This window comes from Pseudomonas sp. NPDC088890, from assembly GCF_044900155.1.
GTDB classification, from domain to species: domain Bacteria; phylum Pseudomonadota; class Gammaproteobacteria; order Pseudomonadales; family Pseudomonadaceae; genus Aquipseudomonas; species Aquipseudomonas urmiensis.
Genome location: NZ_JBJDNG010000004.1, coordinates 197,910 through 218,748, shown reverse-complemented (window position 1 = coordinate 218,748; position 20,839 = coordinate 197,910). Strand labels below are relative to the sequence as shown.

The following is a 20,839-nucleotide window of genomic DNA, read 5'->3' as shown; positions in this document are numbered from 1 at the left end:
GCTCATCAAAATGGCGGCCTTCGGGCCGACCAGTCAATTAAGAATCGGGGCTGCTTTGCAGCCCTTCGCGGGCAAGCCCGCTCCCACAGAGGAAGCGTTTACCTGAAGGTCGACGCAATCCCTGTGGGAGCGGGCTTGCCCGCGAAGGGCCGCAAAGCGGCCCCAATTCGTATATACCGGGCGTTGTCGTTTGGTGGCCCTAGCGCATCCCGTTGTAGGGATCGACAATGCTGTCAGCCATCTCCGCCACGGCATCGTCGATCGCCTCGCGGGTTGCAGCTGAAATCCGCTGCTTATCGAGCCCCAGAAGAAATTCCCACCCCCCCCCAAGCCCAGTCGAGACACTATCGACAACAGGTTCTCGGTGATCTCAAGATCATCCCGCCAGCGACTGATGAGCAACTGTTCCAGCCGCCCCTTCAGCGCCTCATCGAGCAAGCTGTAGGTATGCCATTGCCGATCAGCCAGCTCGTATAGCGCCTCGGTAAGTGGCAGTGTGGCCATGTCATCCGGCGCCAGCAGGATGGCTTCGAACTCATCACGAATACTCTGCGGCGGCTGGCTTTCCAAGGCATCGATCGCCTTGGAGCCCATGTCGATCTCGGCCCGGATCGCCGCGCAAGTCCTTCGCGAATTTAAGAACCGTCCCACAAACCGGCGCGGTAACTGACAACGATTTCATCCAGTAGTTGCAAATTGCTCTTATTCAAACACCCCTAGCCTGCTAAGCTTGCACGCCGGTTTTTTGCCCAAGCCCAGGATCGTTGATGTCCTTGCTCCGCCTAAGCCCCCTGCTACTGGCTACTGCCCTGGCCGCCTGTGACGACGCCCCGCGTTTCACCCAGGCCGAGCCCGGTGAGGCCCTGTCTGGCGGCAAGGCGACGGTCCTGCGCAGCGACCGCAATGCCTTTTCCCTGCCTTCGGCCAACCTCTCGCCGGAGCGTCGGCTGGACTTTGCCGTTGGCAACAGTTTTTTCCGTAACCCCTGGGTGATCGCCCCCGCCACCACCACCGCGCGTGATGGCCTCGGCCCGCTGTTCAATACCAACGCCTGCCAGAACTGCCATGTGCGTGACGGACGCGGACATCCGCCCGAGCCGGGTGCCAGCAATGCGGTGTCGATGCTGGTGCGTTTGTCGATTCCTGACCAACCTGCCTACGCCCAGGAAATCCAGCGCCTGGGCGTGGTGCCGGAGCCGACCTACGGCACTCAACTGCAAGACATGGCCATCCCCGGCGTGACCCCGGAAGGCAAGGTGCGCGTGACCTACAGCAGCGAGACGGTCCGCTTTGCCGATGGCTACAGCGTCGAGCTACGCCGGCCGCAGTTGCAAATCAGCCAACTCGGTTATGGGCCGATGCATGCCGATACCCGCTTCTCCGCCCGCGTAGCACCGCCGATGATCGGCCTGGGCCTGCTCGAAGCCATCCCGGAGGCGGCCATCCTGGCTAACGCCGACCCGGACGATCGCAATGGCGACGGCATTCGCGGGCGGGCCAATCAGGTCTGGGATGATGCCCAAGGCAAGACCGTGCTCGGCCGATTCGGCTGGAAGGCCGGCCAGCCCAACGTCAACCAGCAGAACGTTCACGCCTTTGCCGGTGACATGGGCCTGACCACTACCCTGCTGCCGCACGATGACTGCACACCTGCCCAACTCGACTGCCTGGCCGCGCCGAATGGCGATGGTGCCGACGGCGAGAAGGAAGTCAGCGACAACATCCTGCGCCTGGTCACCTTCTATACCCGTAACCTCGGCGTGCCAGCGCGGCGCGACGTGGCTGCGCCGCCGGTGCTGGCCGGCAAGAACCTGTTCTTCCAGGCGGGCTGCCAAAGCTGCCACACGCCGCAGTTCACCACCGCCGCCGATGCCGCCGAGCCTGAACTGGCCAACCAGCTGATCCGCCCCTACAGCGACCTGTTGCTGCACGACATGGGCCCGGGGCTGGCCGACGACCGCAGCGAATTCGCCGCTGGCGGCCAAGACTGGCGCACCCCACCGCTGTGGGGCGTTGGCCTGACCGCAGCGGTCAGCGGCCACAGCCAATTGCTGCACGATGGCCGTGCCCGCAACCTGCTCGAAGCAGTGCTCTGGCACGGCGGCGAAGCGCAGGCGGCGCGCGACCAGGTCCTGACCTTCAATGCCGAGCAGCGCGCCGCGCTGCTGGCGTTCCTGAATTCTCTTTAAAACGCGCAAGGAGCCGGGCATGTTCCGACCCAAACTGTTGTTCACCAGCCTCGCCGCACTCGCCTTGGGTGCTTGCTCGCCGCAAGACCCACAAGCGGTGACCTCCGCTGCCATCGCCAAGCAGGTGATCCTGCCGACCTACAGCCGCTGGGTCGAAGCCGACCGCCAGTTGGCCGCCAGTGCCCTGGCCTACTGCGAAGGCAAAACCTCGCTGGACGCCGCCCGCGCCGATTTCCTCAACGCGCAGAAAGCCTGGGCCGAGCTGCAACCGCTGCTGGTCGGCCCACTGGCCGAGGGTAACCGCCCCTGGCAGGTGCAGTTCTGGCCCGACAAGAAAAACCTGGTCGGCCGTCAGGTCGAGCAGCTGGTCAACGCCGACAAGCCAATCGACGCCCAGAGCCTGGGCAAGGCCAGCGTAGTGGTACGCGGTCTGTCGGCCTACGAGTACATCCTCTTCGACAGCAAGCCAGACGTCGCCACGCCTGAGCAGAAGGCCCGCTACTGCCCGCTGCTGGTGGCCATTGGCGAGCACCAGAAGGCCCTGGCCGAAGAGATCCTCAAGGGCTGGAACAGCACCGACGGCATGCTCTCGCAGATGACCAAGTTCCCTAACCAACGCTACGCTGACTCGCACGAAGCGATCGCCGATCTGCTGCGCGCCCAGGTCACCGCCCTGGATACCCTGAAGAAGAAGCTCGGCGCACCCATGGGCCGCCAGAGCAAGGGCATCGCCCAGCCGCTGCAAGCCGAAGCCTGGCGTAGCCACTCTTCGCTGAAAAGCCTGGAAGCCAGCCTCAAAGCCGCCCAAGCGGTGTGGGTCGGGGTCGACAATCAAGGCCTGCGCGGCCTGCTTGGCAAAGACCAGAGCGCCCTGGCGCAGAAGATCGACGACGCCTACGCAAGCTCGGTCAAACTGCTGGCCGACAACCACAAGACCCTGGGCGAGCTGCTGGCCGACGATGCCGGCAAACAGACGCTCAACCAGATCTACGACAGCCTCAACGTGGTGCACCGCCTGCATGAAGGCGAGCTGGCCAAGGCGTTGAACATCCAGCTGGGCTTCAATGCCAACGATGGTGACTGATCATGCTGCGACGCCAGGCCCTCAAACTCGGTAGCCTCCTGCTCAGCGCCCTGACCTTGGGCGGTTGGAGCCTGTTGCGCAACAAAGGCAGCGAACCGCTGCTGCTGTCGGCGCGTGACGACGCTGACGGCAAGCACTATGCCGTCGGCTACCGGCTGGACGGCAGCCAAGTGTTCGCCACCGAAGTGGGCCAGCGTTGCCACGCCATCATCAACCACCCCGAGCTGCCGATCGCCCTGTTCGTCGCCCGCCGCCCAGGTACCGAAAGCTACCTGGTCGACCTGCGTGACGGGCGCCTGCTGCAAACCATCCGCTCGCAACCGAACCGCCACTTCTATGGCCACGCGGTGATCCATAACAGCGGCGAGTGGTTGTATGCCACCGAGAACGACACCACAGACCCAGGACGTGGCGTGCTTGGCGTCTATCGCTTCGAAGGTGAACGGCTGGTGCATACGGGCGAGATCCCCACTCACGGAATCGGCCCGCATGAGCTGGCCTGGCTACCCGACGGCGAAACCCTGGTGGTGGCCAATGGCGGAATCCGCACCGAGGCCGAAAGCCGGGTAGAAATGAACCTCAACGCGATGGAGCCGAGTCTGGTCCTGATGCAGCGCGACGGCACCCTGCTGAGCAAGGAAACCCTTGCCCAGCAGATGAACAGCGTGCGTCACCTGGCCATTGCGGACGATGGTACGGTGGTCGCCTGCCAGCAGTTCATGGGCGATGCCGATGAAACTGCCGAACTGCTGGCGATCAAGCGCCCGGGTGAGCCGTTCAAGGCCTTCCCGGTGCCCGAGCGGCAGTTGCAGGCCATGGCCCAGTACACCGCCAGCGTGGCCATCCACAATGATTTACGCCTGGTGGCGCTGACTGCGCCGCGTGCCAACCGCTTGTTTATCTGGGATCTGGACAGTGCCCAGGTCAGGCTTGATGCACCGATGCCCGATTGTGCTGGGGTGGGGGCGGTAAAAGATGGTTTTGTCGTCACCTCCGGGCAGGGGCGCTGCCGCTTCTATGACTGTCGCAAGCAAGACTTGATCGGCCAGCCGATGGAACTGCCTTCGGGGTTCTGGGATAACCACCTGCATCTGGCCTGATCTCTTTTGTGTGCTAAGCACTGAGATAGTGGGGCCGCTTTGCGGCCCTTCGCGGGCAAGCCCGCTCCCACAGGTTCAGAGAGGCGCGGCCTCTGTGGGAGCGGGCTTGCCCGCGAAGGGCTGCAAAGCAGCCCCACTTCAGGTCTTGAAAACCTACCCAGCCACCTGTCTCTTCCCCCCCCCTTTCCCACTTTTCTGAAAACAGGCAATACTCTTCCCATCCGCACGTGGGCAGGATCGCCCGTGGTCGTGCCATACCTATAACAACCACGCATCCAAGGAACCGGACTTATGCTGCGCCGCCGCATGCTGATCATGTTGGCCGTCGTGCTGCTGATTGTATTGATCCTGGGGGGCATCAAGGCCTTCTCGATCTACAACCAGATCCAGGTATTCACCGCGCCCAAGCCACCGATCAGCGTGGCCGCCGCGACCGCCGAGCAGCGCCAGTGGCAACAGCGACTGCCCGCTGTCGGCAGTCTCAAGGCCTTGCAGGGCGTCGACCTGAGCCTGGAAGTGGCTGGCACGGTCAAGTCGCTGCACTTCGACTCCGGCCAACAGGTCAAGGCCGGGCAATTGCTGCTGCAACTGGACAGCGACGCCGAAACCGCGCTGCTGGGCACCGCCCAGGCTGACCTGGGGCTGGCCAAGGTGGACTTCGGCCGCGGCAGCCAACTGGTCGGCGACCAGGCCATCTCCCGCGGTGAGTTCGACCGCTTGACTGCGCAGTATCGACGCAACCAGGCCGTGGTCGACCAGCTCAAGGCATCGCTGGCGAAAAAGAGCATCAAGGCGCCGTTCAGCGGCACCATCGGCATTCGCCAGGTGGATGTCGGCGACTTCCTCGCCAGCGGCACGGTGATCGCCACCTTGCAAGATGTATCCAGCCTCTACGTCGACTTCAACGTGCCCGAACAAGCCCTGCCGCAGCTGAGCCTCGGCCAGCAGGTACTGGTACAGGTGGGCGCCTTCCCCGGACAGACCTTCCCAGCCAGCCTCAGCGCGATCAACCCCAAGGTCGAGGAAAGCACGCGCAACCTGCTGGTGCGCGCCACCCTGGCCAACCCCGAGCGCAAGCTGCTGCCGGGGATGTTCGCCAATCTGCTGATCCTGCTGCCTGATCCACGCCCGCAAGTGGTGGTGCCGGAAAGCGCGATTACCTACACGCTGTATGGCAATTCGGTGTACGTCGTTAGCGCCAAGAAGGACAAGGACGGCCAGCCAGAAACCAACGCAGAAGGCCAACCCGTGCTGATCGCCGAGCAGCGCACGGTACAAACCGGCGAGCGCCGCGACGGCGTGGTGGTGATCAGCCAAGGACTCAAGGCGGGCGATCAGGTGGTCAGTGCCGGGCAACTGAAACTGACCTCGGGCGCGTCGATCCGGATTGCCCCCGACCACGCCCTGCAGCGGCAAAACTCACCCAACGCGCAGCGCGCGGACTGAGGAGGCTGGCATGGCGTTCACCGATCCGTTCATCCGCCGCCCGGTGTTGGCCAGCGTGGTCAGCTTGCTGATCCTGCTGCTGGGTTTCCAGGCCTGGAGCAAGCTGCAGATCCGCCAGTACCCGCAGATGGAAAACGCCCTGATCACGGTGACCACCGCCTACCCCGGAGCCAACGCCGAAACCATCCAGGGCTACATCACCCAGCCGCTGCAGCAGAGCCTGGCCAGCGCCGAAGGCATCGACTACATGACCTCGGTGAGCCGCCAGAACTTCTCGATCATCTCCATCTACGCGCGTATTGGCGCCAACAGCGACCGGCTGTTCACCGAGCTGTTGGCCAAGGCCAACGAAGTGCGCAACAAGCTGCCGCAAGAATCCGAAGACCCGGTGCTGAGCAAAGAAGCCGCCGACGCTTCGGCGCTGATGTACATCAGCTTCTACAGCGAGCAGATGAGCAACCCGCAAATCACCGATTATCTGTCGCGGGTGATCCAGCCCAAGCTGGCCACCCTGCCAGGCATGGCTGAAGCCGAGATCCTCGGCAACCAGGTGTTCGCCATGCGCATCTGGATCGACCCGGTCAAGCTGGCAGGCTTCGGCCTCTCGGCCAACGATGTGACCGCGGCGGTGCGCCGCTACAACTTCCTTTCCGCTGCCGGTGAGGTCAAAGGCGAATACGTGGTGACCAGCATCAACGCCACCACCGAACTGAAATCGCCGGAAGCCTTCGCCGCCCTGCCGCTCAAGACCGAGGGCGATACCCGGGTGTTGCTGGGCGACGTCGCGCGCGTCGAAATGGGCGCGGAAAACTACGACACGGTCAGCTCGTTCGATGGCACGCCATCGGTGTACATCGGCATCAAGGCCACGCCTGCGGCCAACCCGCTGGAGGTGATCAAGGAAGTGCGGCGGATCATGCCAGAGCTGGAGAGCCAGTTGCCGGCAAGCCTGAAGGTGTCCATCGCCTATGACGCCACGCTGTTCATCCAGGCCTCGATCGATGAAGTGATCAAGACCCTTGGCGAGGCGGTGCTGATCGTCATCGTCGTGGTGTTCCTGTTCCTCGGCGCGCTGCGTTCGGTGTTGATCCCGGTCATCACCATTCCGCTGTCGATGATCGGCGTATTGTTTTTCATGCAGATGATGGGCTATTCGCTGAATTTGCTCACGCTGCTGGCGATGGTGCTGGCCATCGGCCTGGTGGTGGACGATGCCATCGTCGTGGTGGAAAACATCCACCGCCATATCGAAGAGGGCAAGTCGCCCTTCGATGCAGCCCTGGAGGGCGCCCGCGAAATCGCCATGCCGGTGGTGTCGATGACCATCACCCTGGCCGCCGTGTATGCGCCGATTGGCTTTCTGCAAGGACTGACCGGCGCCCTGTTCAAGGAGTTCGCCCTGACCCTGGCGGGTGCGGTAATCATCTCCGGCGTTGTCGCCCTGACCCTGTCGCCGATGATGTGCGCACTGTTGCTGCGTCACGAGCAGAACCCCAGCGGCCTGGCCCATCGCCTGGATGTGCTGTTCGAAGGGCTCAAGGTTCGCTACCAGCGTCTGCTGCACGGCACCCTCAACAGCCGGCCGGTGGTGCTGGTGTTCGCCGTGATCATCCTGTGCCTGATCCCGGTCCTGCTGAAATTCACCCAGAGTGAACTGGCGCCCAACGAAGACCAGGGGGTTATCTTCATGATGAGCAGCTCGCCGCAGCCGGCCAACCTGGATTACCTGAACGCCTACACCGACGAATTCACCACGATCTTCAAGAGCTTCCCCGAGTATTACTCCTCGTTCCAGATCAACGGTTTCAATGGGGTACAGAGCGGCATCGGCGGCTTTTTGCTCAAGCCGTGGAATGAGCGCGAACGCAGCCAGATGGAGTTACTGCCGCTGGTCCAAGCCAAGCTCGAAGAGATCGGCGGCCTGCAGATCTTTGGCTTCAACCTGCCCTCGCTGCCGGGCACCGGCGAGGGTCTGCCGTTCCAATTCGTGATCAACAGCGCTGGCGATTACCCCGCCCTGCTGGAAGTCGCCCAGCGGGTCAAGGAACGTGCCCAGGCCTCGGGCAAGTTCGCCTTCCTCGATATCGACCTGGCATTCGACAAGCCTGAAGTGGTGGTCGACATCGACCGGGCCAAAGCGGCGCAGATGGGCGTATCGATGGACGTGCTCGGCGGTACCCTGGCGACCCTGCTGGGCGAAGCCGAGATCAACCGCTTTACCCTGGAAGGGCGCAGCTACAAGGTTATCGCCCAGGTCGAGCGGCCGTACCGCGATAACCCAGGCTGGCTGAACAACTACTACGTGAAGAACGACCAGGGCCAACTACTGCCGCTGTCGACCCTGATCACCCTCAGCGACCGCGCCCGCCCGCGCCAGCTCAACCAGTTCCAGCAGCTGAACTCGGCGATGATCCAGGGCGTGCCGATGGTCAGCATGGGAGAGGCGCTGGCAACCGTGCAGCAGATCGCCCGCGAAGAGGCGCCGGAAGGCTTCTCTTTCGACTATGCCGGAGTTGCGCGGCAGTTCGTCCAGGAAGGCACCGCGCTGTGGGTAACCTTTGGCCTGGCGCTGGCGATCATCTTCCTGGTGCTGGCGGCGCAGTTCGAGAGTTTCCGCGATCCGCTGGTGATCCTGGTGACCGTGCCGCTGTCGATCTGCGGGGCGTTGCTACCGTTGTTTTTGGGGGTGTCGAGCATGAACATCTACACCCAGGTGGGTTTGGTGACGCTGATCGGGTTGATCACCAAGCACGGCATTTTGATCGTCGAATTCGCCAATCAATTGCGTGAAGAAAAGGGCCTGGACAGGCGCGAGGCGATTGAAGAGGCGGCAGCGATTCGCTTGCGCCCGGTGCTGATGACCACCGCCGCGATGGTATTTGGCATGGTGCCACTGATTCTTGCGACAGGCGCCGGGGCGGTGAGCCGCTTCGATATCGGCATGGTGATCGCAACCGGGATGTCGATCGGGACACTGTTTACCCTGTTTGTGTTGCCCTGCATCTATACCTTGCTGGCGCACAAGACGATTGCAGGGGAACAGCAGACGGTGATCGAGAGGTAGTCGTGGAGACTGGCGAAGCCCTCGCTAGCGGATTGGGGCTGCCATGCAGCCCGTCGCAGGCTTCGCCAGCTCTTACAGGGAATGAATGACTCGGATATTGTCAGCCGAACGGCCGCAACCCTTGACGCAAGCCGAACAGGAACAGCAGCAGATCATTGTCTGGCTGCGCCACGGCTTGCTGTTTTGCCACACGCGGCAGAGCGCACTGCCCTGCCTGATCAGCTTTGCTGAATACCGTTGGGCCCGGTTCGTCCCAGGCAGCCGCGGCTGCCGTCGTCACCACCAATGCGCCCACCAGAAACAAAGCTCGAGCTATTTCTAGTTTCATTGCTCTAACCCTTTGACAGCGCTGCCAAACGCCATCTGGTAAAAATAGAGCAGTGTTTGCCACTCTGCCTCGTTGAGTGACGAATGGCGGCGTAGCTGACCCAGGTCATTCAGCGCTGCACGCTGGCGACTGATGCGCCGCCGGCACTTCTCCAAATCGAGCAACGCGACTTCAGCGCGGGCTTGCTCGCCCTCGCCACTGATCTTGATGAATACATGCTTGCCGTACAGGCAGCCATGCTGCCAATGGCCCAGGTGCATGCGCGCCAGATTGTCGGCCAAATCCTTGAGCATGCGTTCGTGCACCACCTGCGGATAGCGCTGCCGCGCGCCCTCGGCATGCCAGGTATCCAGATCGACAAAGCCATCCAGCGCTTCGCTGACCAACAGCGCACGCCACTGGTGATCGCCATCGCGTTGAGCACCGCAGTAGACGATGCGCGGCACGCGTACACCCAGTTGTTCGAAGCTGTGCAAGGCGTCCTGCTCGCGCAGCACCGTTGGCCGACCAAACGGATGCAGCAGGCTGCGATAGAGGTGCCCGACCTGGCGCTTGGCGTACAGCAACTGCCCGCTTGCGTCGTTCAGCCGCTGCACGCCGCTTTCGCCGCCGCGCCGCTGATTGGGTTCCTCGACCCACTCACCCTGCTGTTGCCAGTAGTAATCGAACTGCGAACCGCGACCCTGGGCTACCGCCATGAATACCTACCCCTTGCGTAATACGTAAACTCGCCACATGGCGTAGAACGGCAGGAAGTCCAGACGTTCCTGAATTCTAAAGCCGGCAGCCAAAAATTCTTGCTCGACTGTGTCAGCGGGTAACACGAAGCGGTTTTGGTAACTGCCCTGCTCCGCTTTGGCGCTACGACGCTGCTCGAGCTTTTTGCGCCGCCAGGCTTTGAAGTTGCCATCAACCCACAGCGACAGGATTACGCTGTCGCGGCTAACCCGATGAAACTCCGAGAGAATGGTCTGGCGATGGGCCGCTTCGCCGATGTGGTGGAACAGGCGCATGCAGAAGATGCTGTCCACGGCGTTGTCCGGCAGATCGATGGCAAAGGCTGAAGTCTGCAAGGGCCGTACCCGCGCCACCACCTCTGGCGGTTGCGCGGCACAGGCTGTCTCGATCATCGCTTCGGAGTTGTCGGCGCCAATGATTACCCGATTGGCCTTTTCCGCCAGCAGCGGCCAGAAGCGGCCAGCGCCGCAGGGCAGGTCGAGCACCAGGCCAGGGTCGCCCGCCAGTGCCAGGGCGCGCCGCGCCAATTGCTCATCACGCTGGTGAGACAGGCGACGAGCCAAGCCATCCTGGTGCTTGAGGAAGTAGTCACGGGCGTGTTGCTGGTCGTACTTCTCGGAAAATTCGAGTTTGATGGGGCTACGCATTGGGCATCTCCAGACTCCAGTGCGCTCACCTTAGGTAAGCGCGCGTTGGAATCAGGTCATGCCAATGTGAAAAATCTGTCGGACTTTTCCACAAGTTTTGCAAGAAGTTACTAATTACTTGGTAGAGGGCTCTTGGCCGATCAGCGTGCCCGCTTCCGGCGCTGGCGCGCCCTGACTGAGGTCGACCTGGAAGCGACACCCGTGTGGCAAGGTCGCGCTCAGGGTGACCCGCCAGCCCTGGTCGTCACAGATCCGCTGCACCAGTGACAGGCCCAGGCCCAGACCCTCGCCGCGGCGCTCATCGCCACGCACGAAGGGGCGGAACATCGCTTCGCGCTGCTCTTCCGGGATACCCACACCGCTGTCCTCGACACTGAAACCGTTAGCCTCCAGGCTCAGGCGGATGTAGCCACTGTCGGTGTAGTGCGCCGCGTTGCGCAGCAGGTTGCCCATCACCGATTGCAGGAAGGTGGCGTTGTACAGCACCGGGCTGGCGCTGACCCGGCCGTCGTAGTACAGGGTCAGGCCCTTTTGCTCGACGGTATCGCGCCAGACGCCGATCAGATCGTCGGCCACCTCACGCAAAGTCGCCTTGGAGGCGACCGCGCCTTCATCGCGCTGGGCGCGGGCGAGCATCAGGAAGGTCTTGACCAGCTCACGCATCTCCTCGGTGGCGCGGGCGATGCGCTCCACCTGGTTACGCGCGCGGCTGTCCAGGCCGGGGTTTTCCATCAGCAGCTCGCAAGAAGTGGCCAGCACCATCAGTGGCGTGCGCAACTCATGGCTGACGTCACTGGTGAATAGCCGCTCGCGGGTCAACGCATCGCGCAACCGGCCCAGGGTGTCATCGAAGGCCACCGCCAACTGGCCAACCTCGTCCGCGGCATAGTCCGGGGCCAAAGGCGGCGCCAGGCCGAGCAACTGATCGCGATGGCGAACCTGGCGCGCCAGGCGGATTACCGGGGCCATCACGCGCCGGGCCAGCAGCCAGCCGAGGATCACCGCCAGCACCAGGCTGAGCACGAAACCCACTACCACCACCGCGAACAGCACCCGCTCGCGCTCTTCGAAATCACTCTGGTCCTGCAACAGCACGTAGTGACGACCGTCCACTACCTCGACCATGGCGTGGTAAGACAACTGATCGCGGAACACTTCATGGAAACCAGCGTTGAGGTGGCGCAAGTCCTTGGGCAACTCGAAATCGTCGCGCCCGCCACTGAAGTAGAACAGCTGGTCCGGGCGTGGCCGGTGGCTCCAGTCACTGACGCTGTCCATGCGCAGCAGGCGCTGCAGGTCACCGCCGAGCACGGCAGAGATCAGCCGTTCTTCGACCAGGTGCACGGTGGCGACGATACCGAAGGCGAAGGCCCCGGCCACCAGGGCGCTCATCAAGGCAAAGGCGATGATGATGCGCTGGGCAAGGCTTTGCTTAAACTCCATCGCGACCCTCGGCGAGGCGATAGCCGACGCCGTGGACGGTATGCAGCAACGGTTTGTCGAAAGGTTTGTCGATCACTTGGCGCAGCTGGTGGACATGGCTGCGCAGGCTGTCACTGTCGGGGCAGTCATCGCCCCACAGGGCTTCTTCCAGCACTTCGCGGCGCAGCACGTGCGGGCTCTTCTGCATCAGTACCGCGAGCAGCTTGAGGCCCACCGGGTTGAGTTTGAGCAAGCGGCCCTGGCGGGTGACTTCGAGGGTGTCCAGGTCATAGCTGAGGTCGGCGACCTGCAACGTGCGGCGCCCTCCCCCTTGGCTGCGGCGCAGCACCGCTTCGATGCGCGCGGCCAGCTCCGACAACGCGAACGGCTTGAGCAGGTAGTCGTCGGCACCGGAGCGAAAGCCCTGCAGGCGGTCATCCAGTTGATCGCGAGCGGTGAGCATGATCACCGGCGTGTCGCGACGGGCATCCTCGCGCAGGCGCTTGCACAGGGTGTAGCCATCGATGCCGGGCAGCATGATGTCGAGCACGATCAGGTCGTAGTGCTCGGTCGCGGCCAGGTGCAGGCCAGACAAACCATCCTGGGCACAATCGACGGTGTAGCCCTTCATGCCGAGGTAATCGGCCAGATTGGCAAGAATATCGCGGTTGTCTTCAACCAAAAGAATGCGCATCGGGGTCTCCTGTGCGGCGCTTTCGCAGTGCGCGGCAGGCGCAGCTTACGGCCATCAATGGCCGGGCGCCAGCCTTGCGGGGATATCGTCGATGCCGACGCTTTTTTCACCGAACCTTCACCCGCTCAAGATAGCGGTGAGCAGACAATGGCCGATCTCTTTCGCTCCTGGAGCCACCATGCATTCAGCCGCTCGACCTCGCCCGCTCAATCTTTGGCTGTACCTGGGCATCCCGCTGGCCATCGCTGCGGGCCTGTTGCTGCTTGAATTGACCTCATTGGACATGGACCTGGCCACACTGGCCTTCGACCCGGGCGCGGGGCAGTTCATCGGCCGCCATAGCTATTGGCTGGAAACCATCCTGCACGATCGGGTCAAGCAGGCGGTGATCGGCTTGGGCTTGCTGGCGGTGCTCGCCTTCATCGCCAGCTTGGTCTGGCCGCGCCTGTTTGCCTGGCGCCGTGAGCTCGGCTGCCTGGTGCTGTCGCTGGCGCTTTCGACCAGTTTCGTCACCCCGCTCAAGCAGCTGACGGCGGTGCAGTGCCCATGGAGCCTGAGCCAGTTTGGCGGTAAGGAAACCTACAGCAAGCTGCTGGAGGCACGCCCTGCGACCGACAAACCGGGGATGTGCTGGCCGGGTGGGCATGCGGCGACTGGGTTCAGCTTGTTTGCGCTGTTCTTCGTGCTGCGTGACCGGCGCCCGCGCATGGCGCGAGCGGCGTTGCTGGTGGCGACCACGACCGGCGTGGTGTTGTCATTGGGGCGGATGTTGCAGGGGGCGCATTTTTTCTCGCACAACGTGTGGACGGCGGTGTTCTGCTGGCTAATTGGTTTGGGCTGTTATTACTTGGTGTTGTATCGCCGGGGAGTGGCTTGCGTGCCGGTCGGGCAGAATAGCGTCGCCTGAGCAGGTTTGGGGCCGCTTTGCGGCCCATCGCAGGCGAGCCAGCGCCTACAGGGACAGGCTGTCTGTAGAAGACGGCTCGTCGCAGCGCCGAACCGCTGCGATGGGCGCAAAGCGGCCTTGATATCTCGACACAAAAAACAAAAAGCCCCGCACTAGGCGGGGCTTCTCGTTACAGCGAGGGGGTAAGGCTGACTTACATCATGCCGCCCATGCCGCCCATGCCACCCATGCCGCCCATGTCAGGCATGCCGCCAGCAGCAGCTTCCTGAGGAGCATCGGCAACCATCGCCTCGGTGGTGATCATCAGACCGCCGATCGAAGCTGCAGCTTGCAGCGCCGAGCGAGTGACCTTGGCTGGGTCAAGGATGCCCATCTCGATCATGTCGCCGTATTCGCCGGTAGCGGCGTTGTAACCGAAGTTACCCGAACCTTGCTTGACCTTGTCAGCGACAACGCTTGGCTCGTCGCCGGCGTTGGCAGTGATCTGGCGCAGCGGCGATTCAACAGCGCGGCGCAGCAGGGCGATACCGACGTTCTGGTCTTCGTTGTCGCCTTTGAGGTCGACAATGGCTGCCAGGGCACGTACCAGGGCAACACCACCGCCAGGCACCACGCCTTCTTCAACGGCTGCACGGGTAGCGTGCAGGGCGTCTTCAACGCGGGCTTTCTTCTCTTTCATTTCAACTTCGGTGCCAGCACCGACCTTGATCACGGCAACACCGCCAGCCAGCTTGGCCAGACGCTCTTGCAGCTTCTCACGGTCGTAGTCGGAGGAAGTCTCTTCGATCTGGGCACGGATCTGCTTGACGCGTGCTTCGATGTCAGCATCGACACCAGCGCCGTCGATGATGGTGGTATTTTCCTTGGACAGGATGACGCGCTTGGCGTTACCCAGGTGCTCCAGGGTAGCCGACTCCAGGGACAGACCAATCTCTTCGGAGATGACGGTACCGCCAGTCAGAACGGCGATGTCTTGCAGCATGGCCTTGCGGCGATCGCCGAAGCCAGGAGCCTTGACCGCAGCAACCTTGACGATGCCGCGCATGTTGTTGACTACCAGGGTAGCCAGCGCTTCGCCTTCAACGTCTTCAGCAACGATCAGCAGCGGACGGCCGGCCTTGGCAACGGCTTCCAGAACTGGCAGCAGCTCACGGATGTTGGAGATCTTCTTGTCGACCAGCAGCAGCAGCGGGCCTTCGAGCTCGGCAACCATGGTGTCTGGCTTGTTGACGAAGTAAGGCGACAGGTAGCCGCGGTCGAACTGCATGCCTTCTACGACAGACAGTTCGTTTTCCAGGCCCGAGCCTTCTTCAACGGTGATCACGCCTTCTTTACCGACTTTTTCCATGGCTTCGGCGATGATTTCACCGATGGAGGTGTCGGAGTTGGCGGAGATGGTGCCTACCTGAGCGATGGCCTTGGAGTCGGCGCATGGCTTGGACAGGTTCTTCAGCTCGGCGACAACAGCGGCGGTGGCCTTGTCGATACCGCGCTTCAGATCCATCGGGTTCATGCCGGCAGCGACGGCCTTGAGGCCTTCGTTGACGATGGCCTGAGCCAGAACGGTAGCGGTGGTGGTGCCGTCACCGGCAGCATCGTTGGCCTTGGAAGCAACTTCCTTGACCAGCTGGGCGCCCATGTTTTCAAAGGCGTCTTTCAGTTCGATTTCCTTGGCAACCGAAACACCGTCTTTGGTGATGGTTGGCGCGCCGAAGCTCTTGGCCAGAACAACGTTACGGCCTTTCGGGCCGAGGGTCGCTTTAACAGCGTCAGCCAGAACGTTGACACCAACGAGCATTTTCTTACGGGCGGAATCGCCGAATTTTACGTCTTTAGCAGCCATGATCGTTTAATCCTTGGAATTCTTTGGAGTAACGGGAAATCGGGGAAATCAGCCTTCGATAACGGCGAGAATCTCGTTCTCAGCCATTACCAGCAGGTCTTCGCCATCGACTTTCACGGTGTTGCTGCCCGAGTAAGGGCCGAAAACCACTTTGTCACCCACTTTCACGGCCAGCGCGCGAACTTCGCCGTTGTCCAGGATGCGACCGGTGCCGACGGCAACAACTTCACCGCGGTTTGGTTTTTCAGCGGCCGAACCCGGCAGGACGATACCGCCAGCGGTTTTCGATTCTTCTTCGCTGCGACGGATGACTACGCGGTCATGCAGAGGACGAAGCTTCATTGTCGATCTCTCCCAAATTGTGGTTTTCATCGGCCGGTATCGACACCGGCGGGTTGAGGCATTCCGGCGTTGCCGGGAGGGGCCTGCATCAGGCAAACCCCTGAGTCTTGTCTGGCGTTTCCACCAGAAACCTTGCGGTGACCACATACATGAGGTCGCTGGAAACAATTACAAGGCTTGCCCTGGAAAATATTTCATAGGCTTATCGCAAAACGCACAACGGCCCCTTTCGGGGCCGTTGGGTAAAGGCTTGCAACAATTACTTGTCGCGCCGCTCGTACTCGCCTTCGATGACGTTAGGACGGTGGGCGCCTTCTGGCGGACGGGCATTGAACGGATCGTCCTGGAAGGCTCGCTGGCGCATGGCCTGGGCCTCGGCACGCTGACGCAGCTTGCGCGCCGCCAGGTGACGGGTGAACGGCAGCAGGCAGATCAGGCCGAGCACGTCGCTGATGAAACCTGGGATGAGCAACAGGCCACCACCGACCGCCAGCATCATGCCCTGGAACATGTCCTCGGCGGGCAGCTCGCCGCGCTGCAGGCTCTCACGGGCACGCAGGGCGGTGGCCAAGCCGGCCACACGCATCACCAGCACACCCAGGGCGGAACCGGCGATGATCAGCAGCAGCGCCGGGAAGAAACCGATGGCGGCGCTGACTTTGACGAAGACGAACAGCTCCAGCACCGGAAAAATCAGAAACAGCAGTAGGAAAACACGCATCAAGGGTTCCTCGACGGAAGACAACCTTCCAGTAAGACCTCAAATGGATGCGTGTGCTCGCTTTTTCAACCCTCGACGTGTGTCGCAGATGGCCAGTTGTCGGCGCGCGCCAGCAAAACCAGGGCTTCGCGAACTTGTGTCGGCGTATTGCAAGTGCTTGGGAATGGCAGCCAGTAAACCGCCTGGCCGATGCGCAGGTGCATCCCCTCGCTGTCGATACCGACCATGTGCGCCGCTGGCGTGCGTGGCAAGTCGCTCAGTTCGACGTAGTGGGCGATGGCGTTGGCATGGTCGCTGTTCATGTGCTCGATCATGCTCGCTTCGGCCTTGCCGGCGAAGGTGTTGGCCAGGGTGACCTGGTCGAGCCAGTGGATCGCACCGAAGCCGCCGATGTAGCGGTGGCGCACCGGCTGCAGCACCCAGAAATCGAAGTCATGGGCCTTGTGGTAGTTGGCGGCTTCCGGGAAGTAGCGGTAGTAACGCTCGGCCGCCGCGTCGATGGCCGCTTCATCGGTGAGCTTGTGCGCCTCGGCCATGACCGTCAGGCGGCCAACGGCCTGCACATCCTCGGCGTCGCGCTCACCGACCAGCAGCGAGCACTTGGGGTCTTTTTGCAGGTTGTGGGTGTGTTGGGCGATGCGGCTGATGAGGATCAGCGGATGGCCTTCGGCGTCCAGGCAGTACGGCACGACGGAACCGAACGGGTAGCCGGGCATGGACTTGGAATGGGTCGAGAGCACGCCGCGGTATTCCTTGAGCAGCAGTTCCCGGGCGGGGCGAAGGGCGTTGGTACTCACGAAAGAGGCTCCTGAAGAAAATCAGCTGCAAGCTATAAGCTACAAGCGGCAAGAAAAAGCAAGCCAGCGACGCCGGTTAAAGGTCCGTACGTCCGCTCTGCTTGCCGCTTGTAGCTTACCGCTAGCAACTGCTTTTACCAGGTAACGCCAAAGCCTGCGGTATAGCGGGTTTTGTCCAGATCGCTGTCACGGGTACCCTGGATCATGTCCTTCTCGGCCTTGAGGTTCAGCGAGGCCCACTCGGTAACCTTGTAGCGCAGGCCGATCTCGGCATCCAGCGAGTAGTCGGCGACCCCACCCAGCGGCTTGCCCAGCTCGCCATTGGTGAACAGCTGGACGTTCTTGCCGATCAGGTAGCGGGTGTAGTCCCACTTGACTGCCGCCGAATAGAAGTTGTCCTTGCCGCCATCACGGTATTGGTAGTCCGTGCGGTTGATCAGCGAGCCGAGCGAGAACGCGCCCAGCTCGTCATCCCAGAACTGGTAACCCGGGCCGGTACCCACGGTACGCTGGCGGGCCAGGTCTTCGATGTGGTCACGCTTGTATTCCAGACGGCCCTGCCAGAACCATTTCTCGGTGAGGAAACGATCCAGCGCGTACTCGGCGCTCCAATTGTTGGTGGTGGTGACGTCGTCCTTGGTTTCGCGGTTGTACTCGCCTTCGGCGTTGTGCCGCCAGCGGCCGTGGCGGGCGGTAGTCTTGAAGCTGACGTCGTAGTCGTCGGTGTCGTTCTCGGCGCGCTTGTAGTCCATGGCCAGGTCAACATTGCCCTTCCACAGGAAGTCTTCGACCAAAGGTCGCGGCTTCATGATCTGCTCGATGCTGGCCAGATCGACGGTCTTGGGCGCATCGCCGTTGGCCAGGGTGACCTTGCCTGGCTCGGCGGCCTTGAGCGACTTGGCTTTCTCGCCCGTGTAGGCGTCCTGCTTGACTAGCATCTCCTGATCGCTCTCCAGCGTCTGCACCTGTTTCCAGTCCAGGGCGATGGAGCCACCATACGGCGTCTCGAGCAGCAGCTTGCCGCCGTCGAAGACCTTGATCTTGCCACTGAGCTTGTCACCGTTCTTCATCCAGACGGTGTCGGCCAACACAGGGGTACACAGGGATGCGGCGATAAGGCAGAGCAAGGTTCTAGAATACATAAGCTGACTACGGGCTCGGTTTGACGAAAAAAGCCGGGCATTATCCAGATGCACACGACTAGAGCAAGGACAGACCCAGCCCATGCCGTTGAGTTCAACTCTCATTTACCAGGCCTACACGCCGTTTGGCCTGCCACACCCGGCGCTCGCCTGATGTCAGGGGTTTCGCGCCTTTCGGCGGAAGATGCCGATGCCCGACGAATGGCACTGTATTCCGTGCTGGGCCAGATTCCCTCGGGCAAGGTCGTCAGCTATGGCCAGCTGGCCGAGTTGGCAGGGTTAGGGCGAGCAGCGCGTTGGGTCGGGCGTACCCTTGGGCAGTTGCCTGCGGACACCCGTTTGCCCTGGCACCGGGTGCTCGGCGCCGGAGGGCGCCTGAGCTTGGCACTGGGCACCCCGTCGGGCGACGAACAGCGTGCCCGGCTGCGCGCGGAAGGGGTCAATGTAACCAATAATCGTGTGGATATGACGCGCCATGGCTGGCGTCCAATGGAGCACAGCGGTTAGAGTGCGCGCTTTGTTTTCGTAAACTTGAGGCAGATGTTGGCCCATGCCCCGTAAAACCTGGCGCGCTGCGCTCGCTGCCTATGCCAGCCCGTCAACCCTGGTGCTCTTGCTGCTTGGCTTTGCCGCCGGCCTGCCGTACATGCTGGTGTTCTCAACGCTTTCGGTGTGGTTGCGCGAAGCCGGTGTGGCGCGCGAAACCATCGGCTATGCCAGCCTGATCGGCCTTGCCTACGCCTTCAAATGGGTCTGGTCGCCACTGCTCGACCAATGGCGCCTGCCACTGCTCGGCGGCCTTGGCCGGCGTCGCTCGTGGCTGCTGCTATCGCAGGTGCTGGTGGTGATCGGCCTGGTCGGCATGGGCTTGTGCGACCCACAAAAGCATCTGTCGTGGCTGATTGCCTTGGCGGTGCTGGTGGCCTTCGCTTCAGCTACCCAGGACATCGCCGTCGACGCCTATCGCCTGGAAATCGCCGATGACCAGCGCCAAGCCGCCCTCGCCGCCAGCTACATGGCCGGTTACCGGGTCGCCGCGCTGTTGGCCACGGCCGGTGCGTTGTTCTTCGCCGAGTGGTTTGGCTCCACTGGCTTCAGCTACCTGCACCAGGCCTGGACCGGCACCTACGTGCTGTTTGGCGTGATCATGCTGCCGGCGGTGTTCACTACCCTGGTGATGCGTGAACCACCGGTTCCGCTGCGCACTCAACTGTCTGCCGCACGTTATGGCCTGGGCCACCAGCTGGCTTCGGTGTTCGTGCTGATCATCCTGCTGGTATCGGTCCCAGCCAGCTTCACCCAGCTGTTCAATACCGACTGGGCCAGCGTAGTGTTCGGCGACTCGACCGTACTCGACCTGTTCCTCGAAGACCGCGCCTTCCTGCGTTTGCTGCTGTACGTGCTGCTGACCTGGGCCTGCCTGTCTTCCCTGGGCCGCCGCGGCCTGGCACCGGTGCTGACGCCGGTCAACGACTTCATCGCGCGTTATCGCTGGCAGGCGCTGCTGCTGTTGGGTCTGATCGCCACCTATCGCATGTCCGATACGGTGATGGGCGTGATGGCCAACGTGTTCTACATCGACATGGGCTTCACCAAGGACCAGATCGCCAGCGTCAGCAAGATCTTCGGCCTGATCATGACTCTGCTCGGCGCCGGTGCTGGCGGGCTGCTGATCGTGCGTTTCGGCATCATGCCGATCCTGTTCATCGGCGGCGTGGCATCGGCGGCGACCAACATCCTGTTCCTGATGCTGGCCGATATGGGGCCGAACCTGGAAATGCTGGTGGTGACTATTTCGCTGGATAACTTCAGCTCCGGCATGGCCACTTCGGCGTTCGTCGCCTACCTGTCCAGCCTGACCAATTTGAAGTTCTCGGCGACCCAGTACGCGCTGCTCAGCTCGATCATGCTGCTGTTGCCGCGCTTGATTGGTGGTTACTCAGGGGTGATGGTGGAGAAGTTCGGCTATCACGACTTCTTCCTGATCACTGCACTGCTGGGGGTGCCGACCTTGATCCTGATCGCCCTGCAGTGGCGTCAGGAGGCTGGGCGCGGCAAGCCGGCCCCTGTCGAGAACACCGCTACCGAGCAGCCTTGAGTTCAGCGCTGGTAGTTCTGGCCTCTTCGCGGGCAAGCCCGCTCACACAGGCACAGCGCAAAGCTTGAGGGCTGCGCAGGTAGTTCGGGCCTCTTCGCGGGCAAGCCCGCTCCCACAGGCACAGCGCAAAGCTTGAGGGCTGCGCTGGTAGTTCGGGCCTCTTCGCGGGCAAGCCCGCTCACACAGGCACAGCGCAAAGCTTGAGGGCTGCGCTGGTAGTTCGGGCCTCTTCGCGGGCAAGCCCGCTCCCACAGGCACAGCGCAAAGCTTGAGGGCT

19 protein-coding genes are annotated in these 20,839 nt (G+C 62.3%); 8 read left to right on the top strand and 11 right to left on the bottom strand.

Annotation, left to right across the window (positions count from 1 at the left end; translation table 11 throughout):
- Nucleotides 1–33 precede the first annotated feature (33 nt).
- A complete protein-coding gene (locus tag ACI2JX_RS11260) occupies nt 34–594 on the bottom strand; it encodes a hypothetical protein (protein ID WP_404690088.1) in 561 nt (186 codons plus the stop codon).
- Between the two features lie 173 nt (nt 595–767).
- Here ACI2JX_RS11260 and ACI2JX_RS11255 point away from each other — a divergent pair, with 173 nt between their 5' ends.
- The 5 genes from ACI2JX_RS11255 (at nt 768) to ACI2JX_RS11235 (ending at nt 8,883) form a co-directional block, all read left to right on the top strand.
- Complete coding sequence (locus ACI2JX_RS11255; RefSeq protein WP_404690087.1) at nt 768–2,189, top strand: di-heme oxidoredictase family protein; 1,422 nt, start codon at nt 768–770, stop codon at nt 2,187–2,189.
- A 19-nt stretch (nt 2,190–2,208) separates the two neighbouring features.
- Nucleotides 2,209–3,273, top strand: coding sequence for an imelysin family protein (locus ACI2JX_RS11250; RefSeq protein WP_264236517.1), 1,065 nt, complete (start codon nt 2,209–2,211; stop codon nt 3,271–3,273).
- Nucleotides 3,274–3,275: 2 nt separating this feature from the next.
- Nucleotides 3,276–4,373: a DUF1513 domain-containing protein gene (locus ACI2JX_RS11245; RefSeq protein ID WP_264236516.1), complete on the top strand. Its 1,098-nt coding sequence runs from the start codon at nt 3,276–3,278 to the stop codon at nt 4,371–4,373.
- A 291-nt stretch (nt 4,374–4,664) separates the two neighbouring features.
- On the top strand, nt 4,665–5,819 hold the full coding sequence (locus tag ACI2JX_RS11240; RefSeq protein ID WP_404690086.1) for an efflux RND transporter periplasmic adaptor subunit: 1,155 nt from the start codon (nt 4,665–4,667) through the stop codon (nt 5,817–5,819).
- Nucleotides 5,820–5,829: 10 nt separating this feature from the next.
- Complete coding sequence (locus ACI2JX_RS11235) at nt 5,830–8,883, top strand: multidrug efflux RND transporter permease subunit (protein ID WP_264236514.1); 3,054 nt, start codon at nt 5,830–5,832, stop codon at nt 8,881–8,883.
- A gap of 100 nt (nt 8,884–8,983) precedes the next feature.
- On the opposite strand, the gene ACI2JX_RS11230 is transcribed toward ACI2JX_RS11235, so the two are convergent.
- The 5 genes from ACI2JX_RS11230 to colR all read right to left on the bottom strand — a co-directional run bounded on the left by ACI2JX_RS11230 (nt 8,984) and on the right by colR (nt 12,712).
- Nucleotides 8,984–9,211 carry a hypothetical protein gene (locus ACI2JX_RS11230; protein ID WP_186553897.1) on the bottom strand — a complete coding sequence of 76 codons (228 nt, stop codon included), beginning with the start codon at nt 9,209–9,211 and terminating at the stop codon, nt 8,984–8,986.
- Nucleotides 9,208–9,909 carry a lipopolysaccharide kinase InaA family protein gene (locus ACI2JX_RS11225; protein WP_368973545.1) on the bottom strand — a complete coding sequence of 234 codons (702 nt, stop codon included), beginning with the start codon at nt 9,907–9,909 and terminating at the stop codon, nt 9,208–9,210. Before ACI2JX_RS11225 ends, ACI2JX_RS11230 begins: the two co-directional genes overlap by 4 nt.
- A 6-nt stretch (nt 9,910–9,915) precedes the next feature.
- A complete protein-coding gene (locus ACI2JX_RS11220) occupies nt 9,916–10,596 on the bottom strand; it encodes a class I SAM-dependent methyltransferase (RefSeq protein WP_368973544.1) in 681 nt (226 codons plus the stop codon).
- 114 nt (nt 10,597–10,710) lie between these two features.
- Nucleotides 10,711–12,039 (bottom strand): HAMP domain-containing sensor histidine kinase, encoded by a 1,329-nt coding sequence (locus ACI2JX_RS11215; RefSeq protein WP_264236511.1) that lies wholly within the window; start codon nt 12,037–12,039, stop codon nt 10,711–10,713.
- Nucleotides 12,029–12,712 carry a two-component system response regulator ColR gene (colR, locus tag ACI2JX_RS11210; protein WP_186553893.1) on the bottom strand — a complete coding sequence of 228 codons (684 nt, stop codon included), beginning with the start codon at nt 12,710–12,712 and terminating at the stop codon, nt 12,029–12,031. The genes ACI2JX_RS11215 and colR overlap by 11 nt, the downstream gene beginning before the upstream one ends.
- A gap of 178 nt (nt 12,713–12,890) precedes the next feature.
- Between colR and ACI2JX_RS11205 the strand changes: the two genes are divergently transcribed.
- Nucleotides 12,891–13,619, top strand: a complete 729-nt coding sequence (locus tag ACI2JX_RS11205) for a phosphatase PAP2 family protein (protein ID WP_404690085.1) — start codon at nt 12,891–12,893, stop codon at nt 13,617–13,619.
- Nucleotides 13,620–13,812: 193 nt separating this feature from the next.
- On the opposite strand, the gene groL is transcribed toward ACI2JX_RS11205, so the two are convergent.
- The 5 genes from groL to ACI2JX_RS11180 form a co-directional block, all read right to left on the bottom strand.
- Nucleotides 13,813–15,462 carry a chaperonin GroEL gene (gene groL, locus ACI2JX_RS11200; protein ID WP_404690084.1) on the bottom strand — a complete coding sequence of 550 codons (1,650 nt, stop codon included), beginning with the start codon at nt 15,460–15,462 and terminating at the stop codon, nt 13,813–13,815.
- Nucleotides 15,463–15,510: 48 nt separating this feature from the next.
- The gene (locus ACI2JX_RS11195; RefSeq protein WP_003260750.1) at nt 15,511–15,804 is read right to left on the bottom strand and encodes a co-chaperone GroES; all 294 of its coding nucleotides are present in this window, start codon (nt 15,802–15,804) and stop codon (nt 15,511–15,513) included.
- Between the two features lie 259 nt (nt 15,805–16,063).
- On the bottom strand, nt 16,064–16,525 hold the full coding sequence (locus ACI2JX_RS11190) for an FxsA family protein (protein WP_186553891.1): 462 nt from the start codon (nt 16,523–16,525) through the stop codon (nt 16,064–16,066).
- A gap of 65 nt (nt 16,526–16,590) precedes the next feature.
- Entirely contained in the window at nt 16,591–17,322 is a 732-nt protein-coding gene (locus ACI2JX_RS11185) for a HugZ family protein (RefSeq protein WP_404690083.1), read from the bottom strand.
- Between the two features lie 134 nt (nt 17,323–17,456).
- Nucleotides 17,457–18,464: a DUF481 domain-containing protein gene (locus tag ACI2JX_RS11180; RefSeq protein WP_186553889.1), complete on the bottom strand. Its 1,008-nt coding sequence runs from the start codon at nt 18,462–18,464 to the stop codon at nt 17,457–17,459.
- A gap of 153 nt (nt 18,465–18,617) precedes the next feature.
- On the opposite strand from ACI2JX_RS11180, the gene ACI2JX_RS11175 reads away from it, so the two are divergent.
- Nucleotides 18,618–18,971, top strand: coding sequence for an MGMT family protein (locus tag ACI2JX_RS11175; protein WP_312152139.1), 354 nt, complete (start codon nt 18,618–18,620; stop codon nt 18,969–18,971).
- Between the two features lie 43 nt (nt 18,972–19,014).
- Entirely contained in the window at nt 19,015–20,562 is a 1,548-nt protein-coding gene (locus ACI2JX_RS11170; protein WP_264236505.1) for an AmpG family muropeptide MFS transporter, read from the top strand.
- Nucleotides 20,563–20,839 lie beyond the last annotated feature (277 nt).